Raw genomic sequence first — 23478 nt, 5'->3', positions numbered from 1 at the left:
TTAAATTTGCTGACTTTCTCGTTATTGTTCAGCGGCAAAACAACCAAGGGTCACCCGGTCATTGCCAGCGTAATCTTGTTCAGTAACGACGTGTTGATAGCCAAAGCTACACATGATGTCTCTCACCGCTTGCCCCTGATCGTAGCCGTGCTCGAAAACAAGCCAACCGCCCTCTTCAAGGTACTGACGAGCAGCATCAGAGATATGACGAATATCCGCCAACCCGCCTTCATCGGCCACAAGTGCAGATTTGGGTTCAAAACGCACATCACCTTGAGCTAAATGCGGATCTTTCTCATCGATGTACGGGGGATTAGAAACAATAAGAGCAAACTTTGTTTCCGGAGCAACAGGTTCGAACCAACTTCCCTGAGCAAACGTCACATTTTTGATATTGAGTTGCTCAGCATTGTACTCGGCTAACTCTTTCGCTTCTTGCTTAAGATCGACACCCATCACCTGACGATTCGGCATCTCAGAAGCCAAAGCTAAAGCGATGGCACCCGTTCCAGTACCCAAATCTAGAATAGAACCACTCTGCTCAAAGGTTTTATCTAAGGCGACTTCAACCAAGCGCTCGGTATCCGGTCTTGGAATCAAAGTAGAAGGGGAAACTTTCAGTGGCAAAGACCAGAACTCACGCTCACCAATAATATAGGCAACCGGTTCACCCGCTAAACGTCTCTCAAGCAAAGCATCAAACTGCACTTGTTGTTCAGCTTCTAGGATTCGTTCAGGCCAGGTAAGTAGATAACTTCTTGGTTTGCCAAGGACATGACAAAGCAGGACTGCCGCATCGAGAGAAGGCGACTCTTTGCCGCCCTCTGTCAGTTTTGCTGTGGCACTTTTCAGTGCTTGCTCAATAGATTGAACTTGAGTCATCGATTAAGCGTTCTCAGCTAGCGCCGCTAGTTGGTCTGCTTGGTGCTCTTGAACAACAGGGTCGATCAAGCTTTGCAGGTCACCTTCCATCACTTCATTCAAACGGTAAACCGTCAGGTTGATGCGATGGTCTGAAACGCGACCTTGAGGGTAGTTGTAAGTACGAATACGGTCACTACGGTCGCCAGAACCTAGCAAGTTACGACGTGTATCAGACACTTCAGCCGCGCGCTTCGCTTCTTCAGCCTGAATAATGCGAGCAGCAAGAACGGCCATCGCTTTCGCTTTGTTTTTGTGCTGTGAACGTTCGTCCTGACACTCTACCACGGTACCCGTTGGTAAGTGGGTAATACGAATTGCAGAATCTGTGGTGTTAACGTGCTGACCACCCGCGCCAGAAGCACGGAAAGTATCGATTTTAAGGTCTGCTGCTTTAATCTCTGGGATTTCAGCTTCAGGAATTTCAGCCATAACCGCAACGGTACAAGCAGAAGTATGCACTCGGCCTTGAGATTCAGTTGCTGGAACACGCTGTACACGGTGGCCGCCTGACTCAAATTTCAATACACCGTAAGCACCATCGCCGCTTACTTTGGCAATCATCTCTTTGTAACCGCCGTGCTCAGCTTCATTTGAAGACATCACTTCAATACGCCAGCCTTTTTTCTCCGCGTACTTGCTGTACATACGGAACAGGTCACCCGCAAAGATACCCGCTTCATCACCGCCAGCACCTGCGCGAATTTCTAGGAAACAGTTGCGATCATCGTTTGGATCTTTTGGCAGAAGGAGAATTTGCAGTTCATCAGCAAGGCGCTCGATAGTAGCTTTCGCCTCTTTGATTTCTTCTTGCGCCATTTCACGCATTTCTTCGTCGTCTTCGTTAGCCATCTCTTCAGCGGCGATAAGATCATCTTGCGCTTGTTGATAAGCCTGGAAGCACTTAGTTACTTCTTCTAGCTGAGAGTACTCTTTAGATAGAGCACGGAATTTGTCCTGATCTCCAATTACGTCAGGATCACCAAGAAGATGTTGAACTTCTTCGTAACGTTCTACTAGCGTTTCTAGCTTAGTCAGAATAGAGGCTTTCATAGTGTCGTTTTCTTAATAAAAAGCGTGAGTTATAGATCATCCAAACCGAGTGTTTGGCGGATAATCGTTAATTTTGCTGGTTCGCCTTGCTCCGCTGCACTCTGAAGTGCTCGAGTTGGGGCGTGAATCAGTTTATTGGTGAGTTTATTACTGAGCTCGCGCAGAACTTTTTCCGGGTCTGTGCCAGCCGCCAATGATTGCAGGCTTTTGCTCAATAAATCTTCACGTATATTGTTTGCTGACTCGCGATAATCGCGAATACTGTCGACCGCTTGTAGTGAACGCAACCACGTCATAAACGCAGCACTTTCCTCACTCACAATCGCTTCTGCCTGAATGGCTTCTACTTTTCTCTGCTCAATATTGCTGTCAATAATCGACTGCAGGTCATCAACAGAGTACAGGTAAGCGTCATTAAGCTCACCAACTTGAGGCTCTACGTCGCGCGGTACCGCGATATCAACCAGTAAGATAGGTTGATGACGACGTTTTTTCAGCGCCGTTTCGACCATACCTTTGCCAATAATAGGCAGCGGGCTTGCCGTAGAACTAATAACAATATCGGCTCTGGCAAGGTGATCAGGAATTTCGTTTAAGCTGATCACCTCTGCTCCAAACTGGTCCGCTAATCCTTGTGCGCGCTCTTTGGTGCGGTTAGCCACAATCATTTTAGAGCAGCCGTTAGAGGCTAAGTGCTTGGCAACCAGTTCAATGGTTTCTCCCGCACCAACCAAAAGAACCGTAGAGTCAGACAGTGATTCAAAAATATGTTTCGCCAGTGTACATGCCGCATAGGCAACCGACACGGCATTGCCGCCAATATCCGTCTCTGTACGCACACGTTTCGCAACAGAAAAGGTTTTTTGGAAAAGCTTATCAATCGACGCATCAACCGTTTGGTGTTCACGCGAGTCGGAAAAAGATTGCTTCACTTGTCCTAAAATCTGCGGCTCACCCAATACCAGAGAATCGAGACCGCATGATACGCGCATTAAGTGCTTGATAGCAGATTGCTCTTCGTGCACATACAAACTCGGCATCAGCTCTTCCCGGCTCACGTCATGAAACTCGACCAGCCAATCGATTAACTTGTTACGTGCCCCTTGCTTTACGTCGCAATACAACTCGGTTCGGTTACAGGTTGAAATAATAACACTGCCGTTTACCGCTTCGTGCTTTCTAAGTTGCTCGAGGGCCGGGCCGAGTTTATCCGGTCCAAACGCCACCTTCTCGCGCAAGTCGACAGACGCTGTATTGTGATTAATTCCAATAGCAAGCAAGGACATCTAACGTGGTATCTCTGAGATCGATTATGAAATAGGTTCAGAATTTTACTGTAAGCACGCATTTATTGAAAGGGCAAGCCGGATTTGTTTTCCTAACTGCGACTTTTCAATGCTATAGTTGTGAGCGAATACCGATGAAACTGATTAATAAGCCATCAAACATGACCTTACGTTCCTTTATAATATTTGTCTTGTCGAGTCTGATACTCGCTGGCTGTAGCTCTGTTCCGGAAAGTATCACCAGCGTGGAATGGCAAACACACGAAAAAAAACTTGAAGCGATTCATGATTTTCAAGTAACTGGCAAACTTGGCTATATTGGGCCAGACCAAAGACAAAACCTTAATTTCTTCTGGAAACACTCAACGGCACTCAGTCAACTGCGTTTGACGACGATTCTTGGTCAAACCGCATTAAACCTAACCATCACTCCAGACGGTGCTACGGTAGAGACTTACGATGACCAGGTGCTTTCTGCGCGTCATGCCAACCAACTAATATTCCAATTGACCGGATTAATGATGCCGGTAGAGCATATGCCTGACTGGCTACTCGGTTTACCAACCAACGCAGACACGTTCAAACTCTCCTCAACCAATACACTGCAAGCCTTGAATAAGCAGATTGGCTTAAACGACTGGAACATCGATTACCAACGCTACAGCGATGTAAAATGGCATGAGCAAGCACTGCCGCTACCCAACCGATTAAAGCTGACTACGTCGGACGTTAAAATAAACCTCCTGATCACCAAATGGAACATCACCCAATGATCGACATTTCAACCCGCTGGCCTTCACCGGCGAAATTGAATCTCTTTCTTTACATCAATGGCCGAACCGAAAACGGTTATCACGAACTCCAAACGCTTTTCCAATTCGTGGATCATGGTGACGAACTCACCATTCAAGCCAATAAAACAGGAAACATCACCCTATCTCCGGAAATTGAAGGTGTTCCTCTTCAAGATAATTTGATTTGGAAGGCCGCGACTGCGCTGCAAGAATACGCACAATGTCATTTAGGTGCGCACATTGATCTTAAAAAAGTTTTGCCGATGGGCGGTGGGATTGGTGGAGGTTCATCGAACGCCGCGACAACTCTGGTGGCACTTAATTACCTTTGGCAACTGAATCTCAGTGATGATGAACTTGCTCAAATTGGCTTGAAACTTGGCGCTGACGTGCCAGTATTTGTACGTGGGTTTGCTGCCTTTGCTGAAGGTGTCGGAGAAAAACTTTCTCCGGCTTATCCGGAAGAAAAGTGGTACCTCGTCGTAAGACCTAACGTCTCGATCGCGACCGTTGACGTATTTCGTCACCCAGATTTAACACGAAACACCGCAAAACGAGATCTAGCCACACTTTTGGACACACCAAACGTAAACGATTGCGAAAAAATTGTCCGAATGCTCTATCCGGAGGTTGATAAGCAACTTTCTTGGCTGCTACAATACGCGCCGTCAAGATTGACTGGGACAGGATCTTGCGTTTTTGCTGAATTTTCGAGCAAATCAGAAGCAGAAACTCTCCTTGCGCAACTCTCTGATGATGTCTCGGCATTTGTCGCTCAAGGGCGCAATATTTCGCCATTAAAAGAGACTCTGGCTGAATACCAATCAGCCACACACCGACCTAATTAAAACTGGACGCAAACCCGAGGTTTCCACCGTGCCTGATATGAAGCTATTTGCTGGTAATGCAACACCTGAACTAGCCCAACGTATTGCTGATCGTCTTTACATCTCTCTTGGTGATGCATCTGTTTCTCGCTTTTCTGATGGCGAAGTTGCAGTTCAAATCAATGAGAATGTTCGTGGTAGCGATGTTTTCATCATTCAATCCACTTGTGCACCGACTAACGACAACCTAATGGAATTGGTTGTTATGATTGATGCAATGCGCCGTGCTTCAGCAGGCCGTATCACTGCAGTTATCCCTTACTTTGGTTACGCTCGTCAAGACCGTCGTGTACGTTCTTCTCGTGTGCCAATTACTGCAAAAGTTGTTGCTGATTTCCTATCTAACGTTGGTGTTGACCGCGTTCTGACTATCGACCTACACGCAGAGCAGATTCAAGGCTTCTTCGATGTACCTGTAGACAACATCTTCGGTACTCCAGTACTACTAGAAGACATGCAAGCTCGTGGCCTGGAAAACCCTGTAGTGGTTTCTCCTGACCTTGGTGGTGTTGTCCGTGCTCGTGCAACGGCAAAAGCGCTAGGTGATATCGATATCGCTATCGTTGATAAGCGTCGTCCACGTGCAAACGTTTCTGAAGTGATGAACCTAATCGGTGATGTTGAAGGTCGCGACTGCGTGATCGTTGATGACATGATCGACACTGGCGGCACACTATGTAAAGCAGCAGAAGCGCTGAAAGAGCGCGGTGCTAAGCGTGTATTCGCTTACGCAACTCACGCTGTATTCTCAGGTAACGCGGCACAAAACATCGGCAACTCTGTACTAGACCAAGTGATCGTAACCGACTCAATCACTATGTCTAAAGAGATGGAAGCGACAGGTAAAGTAACTACACTAAGCCTATCTCGCATGCTGGCTGAAGCGATTCGTCGTATCAGCAACGAAGAGTCAATTTCTGCAATGTTCAACTAATTCGGACATTTCAGTTACACTGATTTTTAAAACACCCCTTTTGGGGTGTTTTTTATTTGTGCGCAGGACACAGCCAATGGTGGCTCATTGAGGAAATGATCAATCTCAACCGAGTTCCCCCACTGTCAGTTTTCTGTGCTATCATACTGCGCTTTTTGAGATTCCAGAGAGATCCTAACCTTGAGTCAACCAATCAAACTTCTCGTTGGTCTTGCTAATCCGGGACCAGAATACGCCAAAACTCGCCATAATGCGGGCGCTTGGGTTGTAGAAGAATTAGCACGCGTTCACAACATTACGCTGAAGAACGAACCAAAGTTCTTCGGATTGACCGGACGTATCATGGTCAACGGACAGGATCTCCGTTTGCTTATCCCAACCACTTTCATGAATCTTTCGGGAAAATCCATCGCCGCGATGGCGAAGTTTTACCAAATAAAACCAGAAGAGATCATGGTTGCTCATGACGAGCTAGACTTACCGCCAGGTGTCGCTAAGTTTAAAAAAGGTGGCGGTCACGGTGGTCACAATGGCCTGCGTGACACAATAAGCAAATTAAGCAACAACAAAGATTTTTATCGTCTTCGTATCGGCATTGGCCATCCGGGACACAAAGATAAAGTGGCAGGGTTTGTACTAGGTAAAGCTCCAGCTAAAGAACAAGAGCTTTTGGACGCCGCGACCGATGAATCGGTACGTTGTCTAGACATTCTGATCAAGGATGGCCTATCAAAAGCACAAAATCGCCTCCACACGTTCAAAGCTGAATAAGGTTACTATCATGGGTTTTAAATGTGGCATCGTTGGTCTACCTAACGTTGGTAAATCAACTCTGTTTAACGCACTAACTAAAGCAGGCATCGAAGCAGCAAACTTCCCGTTCTGTACGATCGAACCAAACACTGGTGTAGTTCCTGTGCCAGATCTACGTCTAGATGCACTAGCAAAGATCGTTAACCCACAGAAAGTGCTGCCTACTACAATGGAATTCGTCGACATCGCCGGTCTGGTAGCGGGTGCATCACGTGGTGAAGGTCTAGGTAACAAATTCCTGGCAAACATCCGTGAAACTGACGCGATCGGTCACGTTGTACGTTGTTTCGAAAACGACAACATCGTTCACGTAGCAGGTAAAGTATCTCCAATTGAAGATATTGAAGTTATCAACCTTGAGCTAGCAATGGCTGACCTTGACTCTTGTGAGCGCGCGATCCAGCGTAACGCAAAGAAAGCAAAAGGCGGTGATAAAGACGCGAAATTCGAGCTAACTGTGCTTGAAAAGCTGCTTCCAGTACTAACAGAAGGCGGTTCAGCGCGTACCGTTGAGCTTGCTAAAGAAGAGCTAGCTGCAATTGGCTACCTAAACTTCCTGACGCTAAAGCCAACCATGTACATCGCTAACGTGAACGAAGATGGTTTTGAAGACAACGCATACCTAGATGCTGTACGTGAATTTGCAGCAAAAGAAAACAACGTTGTTGTTCCTGTATGTGCGGCTATCGAGTCAGAAATGGCTGAGCTAGAAGATGACGAGCGTGAAGAGTTCCTGGCAGACCTAGGTATCGAAGAACCAGGTCTGAACCGCGTGATTCGCGCAGGTTACGAACTGCTAAACCTACAAACTTACTTTACCGCTGGCGTAAAAGAAGTTCGTGCATGGACAATCCCTGTCGGTGCAACCGCGCCAAAAGCAGCAGCGAAGATCCACACTGACTTTGAAAAAGGTTTCATCCGTGCGGAAGTTGTTGGTTACGACGACTTCATCGAATTCAACGGTGAAAGTGGTGCGAAAGACGCAGGTAAATGGCGTCTAGAAGGTAAAGAATACATCGTAAAAGACGGTGATGTTATTCACTTCCGCTTCAACGTTTAATTAAATGAATGAATTTTAAACACTTCATTTACATAAAAAGCCAGCATGATTGCTGGCTTTTTTTATCCCTTCAACAAAAGACCTGAAGTTAACTACCTAGCTGCAAGCGATTTTTTTTCCAGTTTTAGATCATAAACACGCCTCTTTGTTTAAAAAGGAAGCGAACGAGGTTTTTTCCGAGATTTATTTAAAAAAACTGTTGACGGATCTTACTCAACTTCGCATAATGCGCGCCGTTCCCGACAACAAGGCAACGAAGTGTTGAGAACGAAAAATATGGTTTTGGCTACGTAGCTCAGCTGGTTAGAGCACATCACTCATAATGATGGGGTCACAGGTTCGAATCCCGTCGTAGCCACCATTCCTAAATACTCTTTGAAAGAGTGATTAGGAATAGATGCGGAAGTGGCGGAATTGGTAGACGCACCAGATTTAGGTTCTGGCGCCGCAAGGTGTGAGAGTTCAAGTCTCTCCTTCCGCACCATATTTTAAGTAGTTGTAAGACTACTGCCTGCAGGTCTATCGCCAAGCGGTAAGGCAGCGGCTTTTGATGCCGCCATTCCCTGGTTCGAATCCAGGTAGACCTGCCACTATTCAAAGTGGAGATTCCTTGATAAAGGGGTTGTCACTTAGAGCGCGAAGGTTTATATTGTCTCGCTCAAAAAGATGGCTACGTAGCTCAGCTGGTTAGAGCACATCACTCATAATGATGGGGTCACAGGTTCGAATCCCGTCGTAGCCACCATTCTTTCTTTTTGAAAGAACTATCTTTGTGATAAAGAAAAACAACTATTAGTTTTTACCAATTAACTGATGGTTTATAGAGTTCAAGACGCGGAAGTGGCGGAATTGGTAGACGCACCAGATTTAGGTTCTGGCGCCGCAAGGTGTGAGAGTTCAAGTCTCTCCTTCCGCACCATCTTGATTTAACTCTATTGAAGAATATATGCGGAAATGGCGGAATTGGTAGACGCACCAGATTTAGGTTCTGGCGCCGCAAGGTGTGAGAGTTCAAGTCTCTCTTTCCGCACCATATTTTAAGTAGTTGTAAAACTACTGCCTGCAGGTCTATCGCCAAGCGGTAAGGCAGCGGCTTTTGATGCCGCCATTCCCTGGTTCGAATCCAGGTAGACCTGCCACTATTTAAATTATTGAGTTTTCTCAGTAATTATGCGGAAGTGGCGGAATTGGTAGACGCACCAGATTTAGGTTCTGGCGCCGCTATCGCCAAGCGGTAAGGCAGCGGCTTTTGATGCCGCCATTCCCTGGTTCGAATCCAGGTAGCCCTGCCATATACAACGACGTTGAGATTTTACCAATTATCTTGATGTCTATAGATTTAGTTGCGGAAGTGGCGGAATTGGTAGACGCACCAGATTTAGGTTCTGGCGCCGCTATCGCCAAGCGGTAAGGCAGCGGCTTTTGATGCCGCCATTCCCTGGTTCGAATCCAGGTAGCCCTGCCATACAAAACGATATTGAGATTTTACCAATTATCTGAATATCTAAAGATCAAGATGCGGAAGTGGCGGAATTGGTAGACGCACCAGATTTAGGTTCTGGCGCCGCAAGGTGTGAGAGTTCAAGTCTCTCCTTCCGCACCATTCTTGATTAAACAATTTGAGTTGGCTACGTAGCTCAGCTGGTTAGAGCACATCACTCATAATGATGGGGTCACAGGTTCGAATCCCGTCGTAGCCACCATTTATAACGTTATTTAGGTTTTACCAATTACCTTTATAACTACAGAATAAGTTGCGGAAGTGGCGGAATTGGTAGACGCACCAGATTTAGGTTCTGGCGCCGTAGGGCTATCGCCAAGCGGTAAGGCAGCGGCTTTTGATGCCGCCATTCCCTGGTTCGAATCCAGGTAGCCCTGCCATACAAAACGATATTGAGATTTTACCAATTATCTGAATATCTAAAGATCAAGATGCGGAAGTGGCGGAATTGGTAGACGCACCAGATTTAGGTTCTGGCGCCGCAAGGTGTGAGAGTTCAAGTCTCTCCTTCCGCACCATTCTTGATTAAACAATTTGAGATGGCTACGTAGCTCAGCTGGTTAGAGCACATCACTCATAATGATGGGGTCACAGGTTCGAATCCCGTCGTAGCCACCATTGATTAGATTGAAAGCCTAGGCTTACAGTCATGTAGATTTAAGATGCGGAAGTGGCGGAATTGGTAGACGCACCAGATTTAGGTTCTGGCGCCGCAAGGTGTGAGAGTTCAAGTCTCTCCTTCCGCACCATCTTAAACTCATCTACAATATCAAAATATGCGGAAGTGGCGGAATTGGTAGACGCACCAGATTTAGGTTCTGGCGCCGTAAGGTGTGAGAGTTCAAGTCTCTCCTTCCGCACCATTCTTTCTTTTTAGAAAGACATAGTCTCATGACTATACCTGTAGGGCTATCGCCAAGCGGTAAGGCAGCGGCTTTTGATGCCGCCATTCCCTGGTTCGAATCCAGGTAGCCCTGCCATACAAAATGATATTGAGATTTTACCAATTATCTTGATATCTACAGATTAAGTTGCGGAAGTGGCGGAATTGGTAGACGCACCAGATTTAGGTTCTGGCGCCGCAAGGTGTGAGAGTTCAAGTCTCTCCTTCCGCACCATTATCGGAAAACCCAGCATTAGTTTGCTGGGTTTTTTCTTTTTTCTGTTTCTGGACTCGATGAATCTCTGATTTGTCGAATTAAAAAAGCGAGCTCTTGGCTCGCTTTTTTTCTATCTGCTATTTATTTCTGATCACATACCCAACGCGTATTTCAACACTTGCGCTTTAATTGGCCCTGAATGTTCAGCCAACTTTAATGCCGCATTGCGTGCAAGCTTCAGAGGCCCTAAATCATTGCTAAAGCCTTTGTAGAAAAAGTCCATACCCGTTTGCATTAACAGATTATCAGGACGACGTGCTCGCTCATATTTGGCCAAAAGCGGCTCAGTGAGTTCTTCCTGACCTTGTGTAACCGACAGCAACACATCAACATCTTTAAAGCCTAGGTTCACACCCTGCCCAGCTAACGGGTTAATGGTATGAGCGGAATCTCCGACGAGTACGCAGCCTCTATTCGAATATGACTGAGCATGACGGCGAGTTAAAGGGAACGAACCAAACTGCAGAACCTCTATATCCCCTAACTCTTTCGGGAAGTAACTTATAATTTCGTTTTTTAATTGTGGCTTGGTCATGGCACCAAGTTGCTTGATGCGTTTTGGCGAATCATACCAAACCAGAGATCCTTGGCCTACTTCCTGACCATCTTCAGTAAGTGAACATAAAGGTAAGAAAGAGCGGGGACCACTTGGCGTAAACTGTTGCCAGGTAATATCTTGTTGAGGCAACTCGGTCTTTACGTTGATCAGCATACAGTGTTGGCGATAATCCCAAGCCGTGATCCCGATTCCGGCAAGCTGACGCACTTTTGAGTTAGCACCATCGGCGCCAATCACCCATTGGGCCTCAAATTGCTTACCACTCTCTAAAGTCACTCGATTAACGTCACCAAATTCGATTGTTTTTAGGCGTTCAGGACACTCTACAGTGAGGTTGTTATGGTTATCGAAGGCTTGCCATAAACCTAACTGAATCAGGCGGTTTTCAACAATATAACCAAGTTGCTCTAGAGACAGTTCATCGGAATGGAATCGCGTGCGACACTCTGGATGCTCCCATGTTTCCAAACGACGGTAAGGACAGACACGCATCGCTTGGATCGATGCCCATGCACCTAGTGATTCAAGCAACTTAACGGATTGGTGTGAGATGGCGGATACACGAATGTCCATCGCTTGTGACGGTTCAAACGCCTTTGGCTCTGTGCCTTCGACGACAACAACACTTCTGCCCTGCTGTGCGAACCCTATCGCGATTGCCGCTCCAACCATGCCTCCACCGATTACGGCGATGTCATATCTGTTCATTTTTTGTTCTTCATTATCTTGATTAAATTGCCTTTTCAATTGTACTTTCAGCCAATCCATTTACAAAACGGTTTATTTTCCCTCTTCCTAAAGATGCGGGCTCTGCGTAAATTTACCCATTTGTAAACCGAGTGTTTCTGCCTGATTTGCGAGCTAAAAAACCTTGTTCAATATAAGGCAAAAGCCTAGATTTCATCAGGCTTTGCAGAGAATTAGCCAGATCACTAGTCAGGTGCTTTTTAAAGCAGTACAATACGCCGCTTACCGCCGTGATGGCGGCTATAATTTGAGCAATAGCTCTCCGATTTAAGTACAACTGAACGAGCGAAAGTGAGATGAGTAAGAAACTGCTAATTAAAACCTGGGGCTGCCAGATGAACGAATACGATTCATCAAAAATGGCCGACCTGCTTAATGCTGCAAACGGCTATGAGCTGACGGAAGAGCCAGAGGAAGCAGACGTACTTCTACTTAACACCTGTTCGATCCGTGAAAAAGCGCAAGAAAAAGTTTTCCACCAGCTTGGCCGTTGGAAAACACTAAAAGATAAAAAACCTGGCGTAGTCATCGGCGTGGGTGGTTGTGTAGCAACACAAGAAGGCGACCACATTCGTGAACGTGCACCGTACGTTGACGTTATTTTTGGTCCACAAACTCTGCACCGCCTGCCAGAGATGATCAAACAGTCTCAATCTGACGATGCTCCAGTCATGGACATTTCTTTCCCAGAAATTGAGAAGTTCGACCGCCTGCCTGAGCCACGCGCGGAAGGTGCAACGGCATTCGTTTCAATTATGGAAGGCTGTTCTAAGTACTGTACTTACTGCGTAGTACCATACACACGTGGTGAAGAAGTTAGCCGTCCGATGGATGACGTATTGTTCGAGATCGCTCAGTTAGCGGAACAAGGCGTACGTGAAGTTAACCTACTAGGTCAAAACGTAAACGCATACCGCGGCCCAATGCACGACGGTGAGATTTGTTCATTCGCTGAACTGCTTCGTCTGGTTGCATCTATCGATGGTATCGACCGTATTCGTTTCACGACTAGCCACCCGCTAGAGTTTACAGACGACATCATTGCTGTTTATGAAGATACACCAGAGCTAGTAAGCTTCCTGCACTTGCCAGTACAAAGTGGTAGTGACCGTATCCTAACCATGATGAAACGTCCGCATACAGGCATCGAGTACAAGTCTATCATCCGTAAATTGCGTAAAGCGCGTCCTGATATTCAGATCAGTTCTGACTTTATCGTTGGTTTCCCTGGTGAAACAGACAAAGACTTCCAAGACACAATGAAGCTGATCAAAGACGTAGACTTTGACATGAGCTTCAGCTTTATCTTCTCTCCACGTCCTGGTACACCAGCAGCGGATTACCCATGTGATGTATCTGAACAAGAGAAGAAAGAGCGTCTATACGAACTTCAACAAACGATTAACCAACAAGCTATGCGTTACTCTCGCTTAATGCTTGGTACAGAGCAGCGTGTACTGGTTGAAGGCCCTTCTAAGAAAAACCTAATGGAACTGCGCGCTCGTACAGAAAACAACCGTGTAGTAAACTTTGAAGGTAGCGCCGACCTAATTGGTCAGTTCGTAGACGTGAAAATTGTAGACGTATTTGCAAACTCATTGCGTGGTGAGCTAGTACGTACTGAAAAAGACATGGACCTTCGTAGTGTGATTTCACCAACGCAAATGATGGCGAAAACACGTCGCGAAGATGAGCTGGGTGTAGCTACTTTTACGCCTTAAGCTCGTACAAATAGCCATGGAGAGCCTGGTCGTTATCAGGCTCTCAGTAAATGGCAAAAATGAGAGGCAACATTGAGCAATAAAATAGTAACTCTAGAAATCAACCTAGAACCTTCAGACAACCGCCGACTAGCTAGCCTGTGCGGTCCTTTCGATGACAACATCAAGCATTTAGAACGCCGTCTGGGCGTTGAAATCAACCACCGTAGTGACCACTTTACCATTGTTGGTAAACCACACACTTCTGCCGCTGCTCTGGATATCCTGAAATCACTTTATGTCGATACCGCACCTGTGCGTGGCGAGATCCCAGACATCGAACCTGAGCAGATCCATTTATCGATTAAAGAATCAGGCGTTTTAGAACAAAACACTGAATCAAACATTGAACACGGTAAAGAAGTGTTCGTGAGAACCAAAAAAGGCGTGATCAAACCACGTACTCCTAACCAGGCTCAATACTTGGTTAACATGGTGACTCACGATATCTCGTTTGGTATTGGCCCGGCAGGTACAGGTAAGACTTACCTTGCAGTAGCGGCAGCGGTTGATGCTTTAGAGCGTCAAGAAATCCGTCGTATTCTTTTGACTCGTCCAGCTGTTGAAGCGGGTGAAAAACTGGGCTTCCTGCCTGGTGATCTCAGCCAGAAGGTTGACCCATACCTTCGTCCACTGTACGACGCACTGTTCGAGATGCTAGGCTTTGAGCGCGTGGAAAAACTGATTGAGCGTAACGTGATTGAAGTTGCACCACTGGCTTACATGCGTGGTCGTACCCTGAATGATGCCTTTATCATTCTGGATGAGAGTCAGAACACGACGGTTGAACAGATGAAAATGTTCCTGACGCGTATTGGTTTTAACTCACGTGCAGTCATCACTGGTGACGTGACTCAGATTGACTTGCCACGCGGCGCAAAATCAGGCCTTCGTCACGCCATTGAGGTACTGAGCGAAGTCGACGACATCAGCTTTAACTTCTTCCAGGCAGATGACGTTGTGCGCCATCCTGTTGTGGCTCGTATTGTTAACGCGTACGAGAAATGGGAAGCGCAAGACCAGAAAGAGCGTAAAGAGTTTGAAAAGCGTCGTCGTGAAGAGCGTGATGCCAAACTGCTTGAAGCGGCAAAAGCTGAGCTAAGCGCTCAAGTTACTGCGACTAAGGAATAAAGATGGCGATTGAACTTGATCTTCAACTGGCAGTCGAAAACGAAGAAGGCTTGCCTTCTCAGGAAGACTTTCAACTGTGGCTAGATAAGACTATTCCTCTGTTTCAGCCGCAGGCAGAAGTCACCATTCGTATTGTCGATGAGCAAGAGAGTCACACTTTAAATCACGACTATCGTGGTAAAGATAAACCGACTAATGTGCTATCTTTCCCATTTGAAGTACCTCCGGGTATGGAAATGGATCTGCTTGGTGACTTGATTATTTGTCGTCAAGTAGTTGAAAAAGAGGCGATAGAACAGAATAAACCTCTGTTAGCACATTGGGCGCATATGGTTGTACATGGCAGCTTGCATCTGCTAGGTTATGATCATATCGAGGATGACGAAGCCGAAGAGATGGAGTCCCTCGAAACAGAAATCATGCAGGGTATGGGTTATGAAGACCCTTACATTGCTGAAAAAGAGTAACCTCGGTTGCTCAACAGGGAAAGGCGAATCACCTACATTACCCTCGTGTTCGTCTTTCTACGTGAGCTATCACACTTCTGATAGCGTTACTTAATTGAGAAACAATGAACGAAGATAATTCTCCCTCTTCTAGCGAAGGTAAGAAAGAAAAGGCAGAAGGTCCGAGTAGAAAGTCCTTCTTTGAACGTCTAGGTCAACTTTTCCAGGGCGATCCTAAAGACCGCCAAGAGCTTGTGGATGTTATCCGCGACTCAGAAGAAAATGACCTGATTGACCACGACACCCGCGACATGCTCGAAGGTGTTATGGAAATCTCCGAAATGCGCGTGCGTGACATTATGATCCCGCGTTCGCAAATGGTTACTGTTGAGCGCACTTACGATTTAGACACGCTAATCGCGCTAATCACGGATGCTCAACACTCGCGTTACCCTGTTATCAGCGAGGATAAAGACCATGTGGAAGGCATTCTACTTGCGAAGGACTTACTCAAATACTTAGGCTCAGGCAGCAACCCATTTGATATTGAAGAAGTAATTCGACCTGCAGTCGTGGTTCCGGAAAGCAAACGGGTCGACCGCCTGCTAAAAGAGTTCCGCGAAGAACGCTATCATATGGCGATTGTTGTCGATGAATTCGGCGGCGTTTCAGGCCTCGTAACCATTGAAGATATCCTTGAAGAAATTGTTGGTGATATCGAAGATGAGTTTGACGAGTCGGAAGAGACTGACATTCGTAAGCTAAGCAAACATACGTTTGCTGTCAGAGCTCTGACAACGATTGAAGAGTTTAATGAGACATTCGGCACCAACTTCAGCGATGAAGAGGTGGATACCGTTGGTGGTATGGTAATGACTGCCTTTGGTCACCTGCCTTCTCGTGGTGAACTGGTTGAAATTGAAGGCTATAACTTCAAAGTCACCGCTGCCGATAACCGTCGTGTCATTCAACTCCAAGTGACTATTCCAGACGAAGAAACACTGGTTGAAGCCACTCAAGAGTAACGCGATACCCTACCGGGAATATCAGAAAAATATAAATGATGAATGTACTCTTTCATCGCCTCAAGCGGCCTTTAGTGGCCGCTTTTGTTGGCGCTTCCACAACACTGGCTTTTGCTCCTTACCAACTATGGCCTATCGCTATTCTTAGCCCTGCGATACTGCTTATCCTTCTTGCCAACCAAACGCCCAAACGCGCACTTTGGATTGGTTATTCATGGGGCCTTGGCCAATTTGCTACCGGCGTCAGCTGGGTATACGTCAGTATTGCTGGCTTTGGCGGTATGCCGCTGATTGCCAATCTATTCTTAATGGGTCTGTTAGTTGCCTATCTGGCGATCTACTCGGGTCTGTTTGCCTGGCTGAAAAACAAGTTCTTTCCTCAATTCACCTTAACTAACGCACTGCTTGCCGCGCCTGCTCTTTGGTTGATTACCGATTGGCTTCGTGGCTGGGTAATGACAGGTTTCCCATGGCTATGGCTCGGATACAGCCAGATTGACGCCCCGCTGGCGAGCTTTGCTCCAATTGGCGGTGTAGAGCTTCTGACTCTGTTTATTATCATCTCTGCTGGCGCATTGGCATACGCTTGGTTACATAAACAGTGGCTAGTGGTGGTAATACCGGCTGTACTTTTGAGCACAGGTTTTGGTATCCGTCAGTATGATTGGGTGACGCCTCGTTCTCAGGACGTCACCAAAGTCGCGCTGATCCAAGGCAATGTCGACCAAAAACTGAAATGGCTGCCAACACAGCGCTGGCCAACCATTATGAAGTACACCGATCTGACTCGCGAAAACTGGGATGCGGACATCATTGTCTGGCCAGAAGCCGCGATTCCGGCGTTTGAGATTGAAGTGCCTTCATTCCTACAGAACTTAGACAGTGCTGCAAAAATGAATCACAGCGCCATTATCACTGGTGTAGTGAATCAGGACGAAGACCGACAGTTTTACAATAGCATTCTTTCTCTCGGAGCGACGCCATATGGCGATTACAGCTTTGACTTAACAGAACGTTACCATAAGCATCATTTGCTGCCATTTGGTGAGTTTGTGCCGTTTGAGGACATCTTACGCCCACTTGCGCCTTTCTTTAATTTGCCGATGTCTTCATTCAGTCGTGGGGATTTTGTGCAGCCAAACATCGTCGCTAATGGCATGCATATGGCACCTGCGCTGTGTTATGAAATCATTTTTAACGAGCAGGTTCGTCAAAACGTCAACGACGAAACAGATTTCATCCTCACGCTTTCTAACGATGCGTGGTTTGGGCATTCGATTGGTCCACTTCAGCATATGGAAATCGCCCGTATGCGTGCACTGGAGCTAGGCAAGCCTCTGATCCGCTCAACGAATAACGGATTAACTGCCGTCACCGACCACAAAGGTAAGATTATCGAGCAGGTACCGCAGTTTAAAACGGCAGTGCTGCGTGCAGAACTGACTCCAACCGATGGGAAAACGCCCTATCGACTCGTTGGCACCTGGCCATTGTATATTTGGGTAGCATTAAGTTTGATGCTCGCTTGGTGGATACCAAGAAAGAAAAACTAATCAACTAAAAAGAGGCCAAACGGCCTCTTTTTTCATACTTGTTAAGGTTTTAAAGACTGACGACTAAAGCCAGTATGACCACATTTGATACACGGAATAATAACGGTTGGATGGTTATACGTGGTTTTATGACCACATTCATCACACACTAAAGTACCCAAACCAATCACATCACCAGCTTCATACAGGCCTTGATGCTCGAGGTCATCAAATAACTCAACCCATTCAACCTTGGTCCGGTCAGTAATTTCTAACAATCCTTGCCAGATTGAATCTGCAATCGTTAGGTAAAAAGGGCCACTTTTACTGTCTTCGTAATTTTCTGAAAACTCTTTTAAGTCAGATTTGACGTACGCTTTAATCAAAGCCAACTCATCTTTGGTCAGGTCATTCGCGGCTTCCACCACTTTGCCTGACGTCTCTATCGCTTTGTTAACTTCTTCAGGACTGTGCTTCAAGGTTTCGATCACATCCTCGAGCATTTCCTCATAACCTGTTTTACGTTTAGGCATAACTGACCTCCATCTTTCTCCTACCTGCGTGACTTGAGTACGCAAGGGTACAGATTGGCTATTGTTGTGATCCCTAGCTTTAGGTATTCTATGACGATCTATTTAAGTCTGTTCTAACCGAACTCACAAATTCCAAGATAACCGGATATCATCGATGCAAGAGCAATACAACCCACAAGACATTGAACAGAAAGTTCAAAAGCACTGGGATGACAACAAGACCTTTGTTGTAAGTGAAGACCCAAATAAAGAAAAATTCTACTGTCTATCTATGTTCCCATACCCAAGTGGTCGACTGCACATGGGTCACGTGCGTAACTACACCATCGGTGACGTAGTATCTCGTTTCCAACGCCTACAAGGCAAAAACGTGATGCAACCTATCGGTTGGGATGCATTCGGTCTGCCTGCAGAAAACGCAGCAGTAAAAAACAAGACAGCACCAGCGCCATGGACTTACGAAAACATTGAGTACATGAAGAACCAGCTTAAGCTTCTAGGCTTTGGTTACGACTGGAACCGTGAATTCGCGACCTGTACGCCAGAATACTACCGTTGGGAACAAGAGTTCTTCACTAAGCTTTACGAAAAAGGCCTGGTTTACAAGAAGACTTCATCAGTGAACTGGTGTCCAAACGACCAAACCGTTCTAGCGAACGAACAGGTTGAAGATGGCTGCTGTTGGCGTTGTGACACGCCTGTAGAGCAAAAAGAGATTCCTCAGTGGTTCATTAAGATCACTGAATACGCACAAGAACTACTGGACGATCTAGACAACCTAGACGGCTGGCCTGAAATGGTGAAAACCATGCAGCGCAACTGGATTGGCCGCTCTGAAGGTGTTGAGCTTAAGTTCCAAGTGAAAGACCAAGCTCAAGATCTAGAAGTTTACACAACTCGTCCTGACACGCTTATGGGTGTGACTTACGTGGGTATCGCAGCAGGCCATCCTCTTGCAGCATTAGCAGCAGAGAACAACCCAGAGCTTGCAGCATTTATCGACGAATGTAAGAACAACAAAGTTGCTGAAGCTGAGCTAGCGACAATGGAGAAGAAAGGTATGGCGACTGGCCTTACTGCGATTCATCCATTGAACGGCCGTGAAGTACCAGTATACGTAGCAAACTTCGTACTGATGGACTACGGCACAGGCGCGGTTATGGCTGTACCTGCTCACGACCAACGTGACTACGAATTTGCAACCAAATACGGCCTAGACATCGTTCCTGTCATCAAACCAGTTGACGGTAGCGAGCTAGATGTTTCTGAAGCAGCATACACAGAGAAAGGCGTTCTGTTCGATTCTGGTGAGTTCGACGGTCTTGAATTCCAAGCGGCATTCGATGCAATCGCAGCGAAACTAGAAGCAGAAGGTAAAGGCACTAAGACTGTTAACTTCCGTCTACGTGACTGGGGTGTATCTCGTCAACGCTACTGGGGTGCACCAATCCCAATGGTAACGACTGAAGACGGTGAAGTTCACCCAGTACCAGCTGACCAACTACCAGTGATTCTTCCAGAAGACGTGGTGATGGACGGCGTAACGAGCCCAATCAAAGCAGACAAAGAATGGGCGAAGACTACATTCAACAGCGAACCAGCTCTACGTGAGACTGACACGTTCGATACGTTCATGGAATCTTCTTGGTACTACGCGCGTTACTGTTCACCACAAGCAGACGACATCCTGGATCCAGAAAAAGCAAACTACTGGCTACCAGTAGACCAGTACATCGGTGGTATCGAGCACGCTTGTATGCACCTATTGTACTCACGCTTCTTCCACAAGCTTCTGCGTGATGCGGGCTACGTAACGTCTGACGAACCGTTCAAGCAACTACTATGTCAAGGCATGGTACTGGCAGACGCGTTCTACTTCGAAAACGAGAAAGGCGGCAAAGAGTGGGTTGCACCAACTGACGTGAAAGTTGAGCGTGACGGTAAAGGCCGTATCACCTCAGCTACCGATAACGAAGGTCGCAACGTTGAGCACTCAGGCATGATCAAAATGTCTAAGTCGAAGAACAACGGTATCGACCCTCAAGAGATGGTAGACAAGTACGGTGCTGACACAGTACGTCTGTTCATGATGTTCGCTTCTCCAGCAGACATGACGCTTGAGTGGCAAGAGTCTGGCGTAGAAGGTGCAAACCGCTTCCTGAAACGTGTTTGGAAACTAGTGAAAGAGCACACAGCAAAAGGTGCAGCAGAAGCGGTTAACGCAGATGCACTTTCTGGTGATCAAAAAGCACTACGTCGTGACGTTCACAAGACCATTGCGAAAGTAACCGATGATGTTGCTCGTCGCCAGACATTCAACACGGCTATCGCAGCAATCATGGAACTGATGAACAAGCTAGCGAAAGCGCCTCAAGAATCAGCACAAGACCGTGCTATCCTTGATGAAGCTCTTAAAGCAGTAGTTGCAATGCTTTACCCTATCACTCCGCACATTTCATACGAGCTATGGACTGCACTGGGTGAGACTGACATCGACAACGCGGCTTGGCCAACTTTCGATGAGAAAGCACTGGTTGAAGACGAAAAAACGATCGTTGTTCAAGTTAACGGTAAGCTACGTGCGAAGCTGACTGTTGCAGCAGACGCAACTAAAGAGCAAGTTGAAGAGCTTGGCCTGAACGATGAGAACGTAACTAAGTTCACCGAAGACAAAACCATCCGTAAAGTCATTTACGTTCCGGGTAAACTTCTGAACATCGTTGCAAACTAATCATAGTCTGCAATTTCTCTCAGCTTAGCGAACTTATTCGCTAACCAAGAGTCATTAAACAGGGTAGTCCTCTACCCTGTTTATTTACCTCAAACCATTCCCACTGAGTGGTTTAAGGTAAATATCCCCCTTATGCAATTTAGGATGAATACAATCAATGCGCTTTTTCTCTTTGATTAAACTACCTGTGGTATTGGTATTAGCCGGACTTCTCTCTGCCTGTGGTTTTCACCTTCGCGGCGAATACTCTGTACCGGAAGAGCTGCACACCATGTCATTCACCAGTTACGATGAATACAACCAGCTAACCCGCTACGTGAAATCTCAGCTCACGCTGAATAAAGTAGAATTGGTTCAACCATCGTCAAGCGTACCAAACTTACATCTGATTGAGACAAGCCTTGAAGAGCGTACGCTATCGCTTTACCAAAACAGCCGTGCAGCAGAGAAAGAACTGACTTACGTTGTACAATACCGTGTCACGATCCCGGGTTATGGCACGAAGAACTACACCACTACAGTCAATCGCAACTATTTGGATAACCCACTGACAGCCTTGGCTAAGTCGGTTGAACGCGACGTGATTAAAGATGAAATGCACTTACAAGCTGCCAAGCAAATGATGCGTCAGTTAGGACGAGTGCGTGCAGAATACGAGTCTGGCGAAATTAATCAGCCAACTGCGAACACGAATTCTTAAGTAACATGCGAGTATATGCTGACAAGCTGGCAGATCATTTAGCCAAGCACATCAAGCCGATTTACCTGATCTTTGGTAATGAACCACTATTAATTCAAGAAAGCCGTCAAGCAATCCAAAAAACCGCATTCCAACACGGTTTTGAAGAAAAGCATCGCTTTGCGGTTGATGCGAGCTTAGATTGGAACCAGGTTTATGACTGCTTTCAGGCGCTCAGCCTGTTCTCCAGCCGCCAACTCATTGAGCTCGAAATACCAGAAAGTGGCATCAACACCGCAATAAGCAAAGAACTGCAGGCACTGTCAGACATGATGCATGATGACATCATGCTGGTCATCATCGGCAGTAAGCTGACTAAGGCGCAGGAAAACAGTAAATGGTTTAAATCGCTCAGCGCGAAAGGTGACTGGGTAAGTTGCCTGACACCAGACCTCCAGCGCCTGCCAATGTTCATTCAGGCTCGTTGTCGCAAACTTGGATTAAAACCGGACCAGCAATCGCTGCAAATGCTCGCTCAGTGGCATGAGGGCAACCTGTTTGCACTGTCGCAAAGCTTAGAGAAACTCGCTCTACTTTACCCTGATGGCGAACTCACCATCGTGCGTTTAGAGGAAGCGTTAAGTCGGCACAACCATTTTACAACCTTCAACTGGATTGATGCTTTGCTGGCAGGAAAAGCTAACCGTGCCCAACGTATCTTACGTCAGCTTGAAGCTGAAGGCGTGGAGGCGGTGATTCTTATTCGTAGCGTGCAAAAAGAGTTCAACCAACTGCTGAGCATGCATCAGGATTTGGCCAAGATGAACACAAACCAAGTGTTTGAAAAATACCGTGTGTGGCAAAATAAACGCCCTTTGTATAACGCAGCCTTGACTCGTCTTTCAGCCAGAAAAATCTTTAAGCTTGTGTCTCTTCTTACTCAGACAGAGATAAAAGCGAAAACCCAATATGACGAATCCGTCTGGCCAACTATGCATCAATTGAGCCTGGAAACCTGCTCTCCTGATATTAAGCTGGCAATTTAAAAACCAAAGCGTGATATAGTGCGCGACCCGTTTTGCCAGATTAGCGCAAAACTATTTAGAGATAAGAGACAAACCGAGGAAAACCGAGTGCTTCGCGAAGAACTGAAAGACTTTCTAGCTGATAAAGCCGACGATATGAAAGCGGAAGATATCATCATCCTGAATGTGGAAGGCAAATCAAGCGTGACAGATTACATGATCATCTGCACGGGCACATCTAAACGCCACGTTTCATCCATCGCTGATCACGTTGCGACTGAAGTAAAAAAAGCAGGTCTTGAACCTTTAGGCATGGAAGGTGAGAACGAAGGTGAATGGGTAGTTCTGGATATGGGCGATGCCATGCTGCACGTGATGCAAGAAGAACACCGCGAGCTGTACCAACTAGAAAAACTCTGGGGTTAATCTTTTGAAAATTCAACTCATTGCTGTTGGTACAAAAATGCCAAAGTGGGTAGAGGAAGGCTTTCAAGAGTATCGCCGTCGTTTCCCGCACGATATGCCACTTGAACTCGTGGAGATTCCTGCCGGAAAACGTGGCAAGAACGCCGACATAGCGCGCATTCTGCAAAAAGAAGGCGAAGCGATGCTGGCCGCAGTGCCAAAAGGGAGCCGTATTGTTACCTTGGATATCCCTGGCAAAAAGTGGGATACCCCACAACTGGCTGAACAACTAGAAGCCTGGAAACTGGATGGACGTGACGTATCGATTTTAATCGGCGGCCCTGAAGGTCTGGCTCCAGCATGTAAAGCAGCCGCAGACCAAAGCTGGTCATTATCAGCCTTAACGTTACCACACCCTCTGGTACGTATTGTTATGGCTGAAAGCTTATACCGAGCGTGGAGCATTACCGCTAACCACCCTTACCATCGCGAATAA

At 46.6% G+C, this 23478-nt stretch carries 21 protein-coding genes and 16 tRNA genes; 32 read left to right on the top strand and 5 right to left on the bottom strand.

Annotated elements, in window-relative coordinates; all coding sequences use genetic code 11:
* Window positions 1-21: 21 nt before the first annotated feature.
* Genes prmC through hemA form a run of 3 tightly spaced genes read right to left on the bottom strand, consistent with a single transcriptional unit; the run spans window position 22 to window position 3260 of the window.
* Complete coding sequence (gene prmC, locus VEJY3_RS03580; protein WP_014231067.1) at window positions 22-882, bottom strand: peptide chain release factor N(5)-glutamine methyltransferase; 861 nt, start codon at window positions 880-882, stop codon at window positions 22-24.
* Window positions 883-885: 3 nt separating this feature from the next.
* The gene (prfA, locus tag VEJY3_RS03575) at window positions 886-1974 is read right to left on the bottom strand and encodes a peptide chain release factor 1 (RefSeq protein ID WP_014231066.1); all 1089 of its coding nucleotides are present in this window, start codon (window positions 1972-1974) and stop codon (window positions 886-888) included.
* Window positions 1975-2003: 29 nt separating this feature from the next.
* The gene (gene hemA, locus VEJY3_RS03570; RefSeq protein ID WP_014231065.1) at window positions 2004-3260 is read right to left on the bottom strand and encodes a glutamyl-tRNA reductase; all 1257 of its coding nucleotides are present in this window, start codon (window positions 3258-3260) and stop codon (window positions 2004-2006) included.
* 134 nt (window positions 3261-3394) lie between these two features.
* Between hemA and lolB the strand changes: the two genes are divergently transcribed.
* The 22 genes from lolB (at window position 3395) to VEJY3_RS03455 (ending at window position 10367) form a co-directional block, all read left to right on the top strand.
* Window positions 3395-4033: a lipoprotein insertase outer membrane protein LolB gene (gene lolB / locus VEJY3_RS03565; RefSeq protein WP_014231064.1), complete on the top strand. Its 639-nt coding sequence runs from the start codon at window positions 3395-3397 to the stop codon at window positions 4031-4033.
* A complete protein-coding gene (gene ispE, locus VEJY3_RS03560) occupies window positions 4030-4902 on the top strand; it encodes a 4-(cytidine 5'-diphospho)-2-C-methyl-D-erythritol kinase (RefSeq protein WP_041170198.1) in 873 nt (290 codons plus the stop codon). The genes lolB and ispE overlap by 4 nt, the downstream gene beginning before the upstream one ends.
* Before the next feature lie 28 nt (window positions 4903-4930).
* Window positions 4931-5875 (top strand): ribose-phosphate pyrophosphokinase, encoded by a 945-nt coding sequence (locus VEJY3_RS03555; protein ID WP_014231062.1) that lies wholly within the window; start codon window positions 4931-4933, stop codon window positions 5873-5875.
* 180 nt (window positions 5876-6055) lie between these two features.
* The gene (gene pth, locus VEJY3_RS03550; protein WP_014231061.1) at window positions 6056-6646 is read left to right on the top strand and encodes an aminoacyl-tRNA hydrolase; all 591 of its coding nucleotides are present in this window, start codon (window positions 6056-6058) and stop codon (window positions 6644-6646) included.
* 10 nt (window positions 6647-6656) lie between these two features.
* Window positions 6657-7748 (top strand): redox-regulated ATPase YchF, encoded by a 1092-nt coding sequence (gene ychF, locus VEJY3_RS03545; protein ID WP_014231060.1) that lies wholly within the window; start codon window positions 6657-6659, stop codon window positions 7746-7748.
* A gap of 284 nt (window positions 7749-8032) precedes the next feature.
* Window positions 8033-8109 (top strand) — tRNA-Met (locus VEJY3_RS03540).
* A gap of 38 nt (window positions 8110-8147) precedes the next feature.
* Window positions 8148-8232, top strand: a tRNA-Leu gene (locus tag VEJY3_RS03535).
* A 31-nt stretch (window positions 8233-8263) separates the two neighbouring features.
* A tRNA-Gln gene (locus VEJY3_RS03530) sits at window positions 8264-8338 on the top strand.
* 78 nt (window positions 8339-8416) lie between these two features.
* A tRNA-Met gene (locus tag VEJY3_RS03525) sits at window positions 8417-8493 on the top strand.
* A gap of 89 nt (window positions 8494-8582) precedes the next feature.
* A tRNA-Leu gene (locus VEJY3_RS03520) sits at window positions 8583-8667 on the top strand.
* 29 nt (window positions 8668-8696) lie between these two features.
* Window positions 8697-8781, top strand: a tRNA-Leu gene (locus tag VEJY3_RS03515).
* 31 nt (window positions 8782-8812) lie between these two features.
* Window positions 8813-8887 (top strand) — tRNA-Gln (locus tag VEJY3_RS03510).
* A 113-nt stretch (window positions 8888-9000) separates the two neighbouring features.
* On the top strand, window positions 9001-9159 hold the full coding sequence (locus VEJY3_RS25700; protein ID WP_158308253.1) for a hypothetical protein: 159 nt from the start codon (window positions 9001-9003) through the stop codon (window positions 9157-9159).
* Window positions 9160-9266: 107 nt separating this feature from the next.
* Window positions 9267-9351, top strand: a tRNA-Leu gene (locus tag VEJY3_RS03495).
* A gap of 23 nt (window positions 9352-9374) precedes the next feature.
* A tRNA-Met gene (locus tag VEJY3_RS03490) sits at window positions 9375-9451 on the top strand.
* A 103-nt stretch (window positions 9452-9554) separates the two neighbouring features.
* Window positions 9555-9629: transfer RNA gene (locus VEJY3_RS03485), tRNA-Gln, on the top strand.
* A 53-nt stretch (window positions 9630-9682) separates the two neighbouring features.
* Window positions 9683-9767: transfer RNA gene (locus VEJY3_RS03480), tRNA-Leu, on the top strand.
* A 23-nt stretch (window positions 9768-9790) separates the two neighbouring features.
* Window positions 9791-9867: transfer RNA gene (locus VEJY3_RS03475), tRNA-Met, on the top strand.
* Window positions 9868-9913: 46 nt separating this feature from the next.
* Window positions 9914-9998: transfer RNA gene (locus VEJY3_RS03470), tRNA-Leu, on the top strand.
* A gap of 29 nt (window positions 9999-10027) precedes the next feature.
* Window positions 10028-10112 (top strand) — tRNA-Leu (locus VEJY3_RS03465).
* A gap of 42 nt (window positions 10113-10154) precedes the next feature.
* Window positions 10155-10229 (top strand) — tRNA-Gln (locus VEJY3_RS03460).
* Window positions 10230-10282: 53 nt separating this feature from the next.
* Window positions 10283-10367, top strand: a tRNA-Leu gene (locus VEJY3_RS03455).
* Window positions 10368-10500: 133 nt separating this feature from the next.
* On the opposite strand, the gene VEJY3_RS03450 is transcribed toward VEJY3_RS03455, so the two are convergent.
* Entirely contained in the window at window positions 10501-11676 is a 1176-nt protein-coding gene (locus VEJY3_RS03450) for a 2-octaprenyl-3-methyl-6-methoxy-1,4-benzoquinol hydroxylase (RefSeq protein WP_041170303.1), read from the bottom strand.
* Window positions 11677-12011: 335 nt separating this feature from the next.
* Between VEJY3_RS03450 and miaB the strand changes: the two genes are divergently transcribed.
* The 5 genes from miaB to lnt all read left to right on the top strand — a co-directional run bounded on the left by miaB (window position 12012) and on the right by lnt (window position 17630).
* Window positions 12012-13436, top strand: coding sequence for a tRNA (N6-isopentenyl adenosine(37)-C2)-methylthiotransferase MiaB (miaB, locus tag VEJY3_RS03445; protein ID WP_014231058.1), 1425 nt, complete (start codon window positions 12012-12014; stop codon window positions 13434-13436).
* 72 nt (window positions 13437-13508) lie between these two features.
* A complete protein-coding gene (locus tag VEJY3_RS03440; protein WP_014231057.1) occupies window positions 13509-14606 on the top strand; it encodes a PhoH family protein in 1098 nt (365 codons plus the stop codon).
* 2 nt (window positions 14607-14608) lie between these two features.
* Window positions 14609-15073 carry an rRNA maturation RNase YbeY gene (gene ybeY / locus VEJY3_RS03435; RefSeq protein WP_014231056.1) on the top strand — a complete coding sequence of 155 codons (465 nt, stop codon included), beginning with the start codon at window positions 14609-14611 and terminating at the stop codon, window positions 15071-15073.
* 104 nt (window positions 15074-15177) lie between these two features.
* A complete protein-coding gene (gene corC, locus VEJY3_RS03430; protein ID WP_014231055.1) occupies window positions 15178-16077 on the top strand; it encodes a CNNM family magnesium/cobalt transport protein CorC in 900 nt (299 codons plus the stop codon).
* Window positions 16078-16112: 35 nt separating this feature from the next.
* Window positions 16113-17630, top strand: a complete 1518-nt coding sequence (gene lnt / locus VEJY3_RS03425) for an apolipoprotein N-acyltransferase (protein ID WP_014231054.1) — start codon at window positions 16113-16115, stop codon at window positions 17628-17630.
* Between the two features lie 41 nt (window positions 17631-17671).
* Here the strand turns inward: lnt and VEJY3_RS03420 are convergent, their stop codons facing one another.
* Complete coding sequence (locus VEJY3_RS03420; protein ID WP_014231053.1) at window positions 17672-18142, bottom strand: zinc ribbon-containing protein; 471 nt, start codon at window positions 18140-18142, stop codon at window positions 17672-17674.
* Window positions 18143-18296: 154 nt separating this feature from the next.
* Between VEJY3_RS03420 and leuS the strand changes: the two genes are divergently transcribed.
* The 5 genes from leuS to rlmH all read left to right on the top strand — a co-directional run bounded on the left by leuS (window position 18297) and on the right by rlmH (window position 23478).
* On the top strand, window positions 18297-20873 hold the full coding sequence (gene leuS / locus VEJY3_RS03415; protein WP_014231052.1) for a leucine--tRNA ligase: 2577 nt from the start codon (window positions 18297-18299) through the stop codon (window positions 20871-20873).
* A gap of 157 nt (window positions 20874-21030) precedes the next feature.
* Window positions 21031-21573 carry an LPS assembly lipoprotein LptE gene (gene lptE, locus VEJY3_RS03410; RefSeq protein ID WP_014231051.1) on the top strand — a complete coding sequence of 181 codons (543 nt, stop codon included), beginning with the start codon at window positions 21031-21033 and terminating at the stop codon, window positions 21571-21573.
* Window positions 21574-21578: 5 nt separating this feature from the next.
* Window positions 21579-22598: a DNA polymerase III subunit delta gene (gene holA, locus VEJY3_RS03405; RefSeq protein WP_014231050.1), complete on the top strand. Its 1020-nt coding sequence runs from the start codon at window positions 21579-21581 to the stop codon at window positions 22596-22598.
* 87 nt (window positions 22599-22685) lie between these two features.
* Window positions 22686-23003 carry a ribosome silencing factor gene (gene rsfS / locus VEJY3_RS03400; RefSeq protein ID WP_020333722.1) on the top strand — a complete coding sequence of 106 codons (318 nt, stop codon included), beginning with the start codon at window positions 22686-22688 and terminating at the stop codon, window positions 23001-23003.
* Window positions 23004-23007: 4 nt separating this feature from the next.
* Complete coding sequence (rlmH, locus tag VEJY3_RS03395) at window positions 23008-23478, top strand: 23S rRNA (pseudouridine(1915)-N(3))-methyltransferase RlmH (RefSeq protein ID WP_010446437.1); 471 nt, start codon at window positions 23008-23010, stop codon at window positions 23476-23478.

This window comes from Vibrio sp. EJY3 (genome assembly GCF_000241385.1).
Classification (GTDB): Bacteria; Pseudomonadota; Gammaproteobacteria; order Enterobacterales; family Vibrionaceae; genus Vibrio; species Vibrio natriegens.
This window is presented reverse-complemented; position numbering and strand designations above follow the sequence as displayed.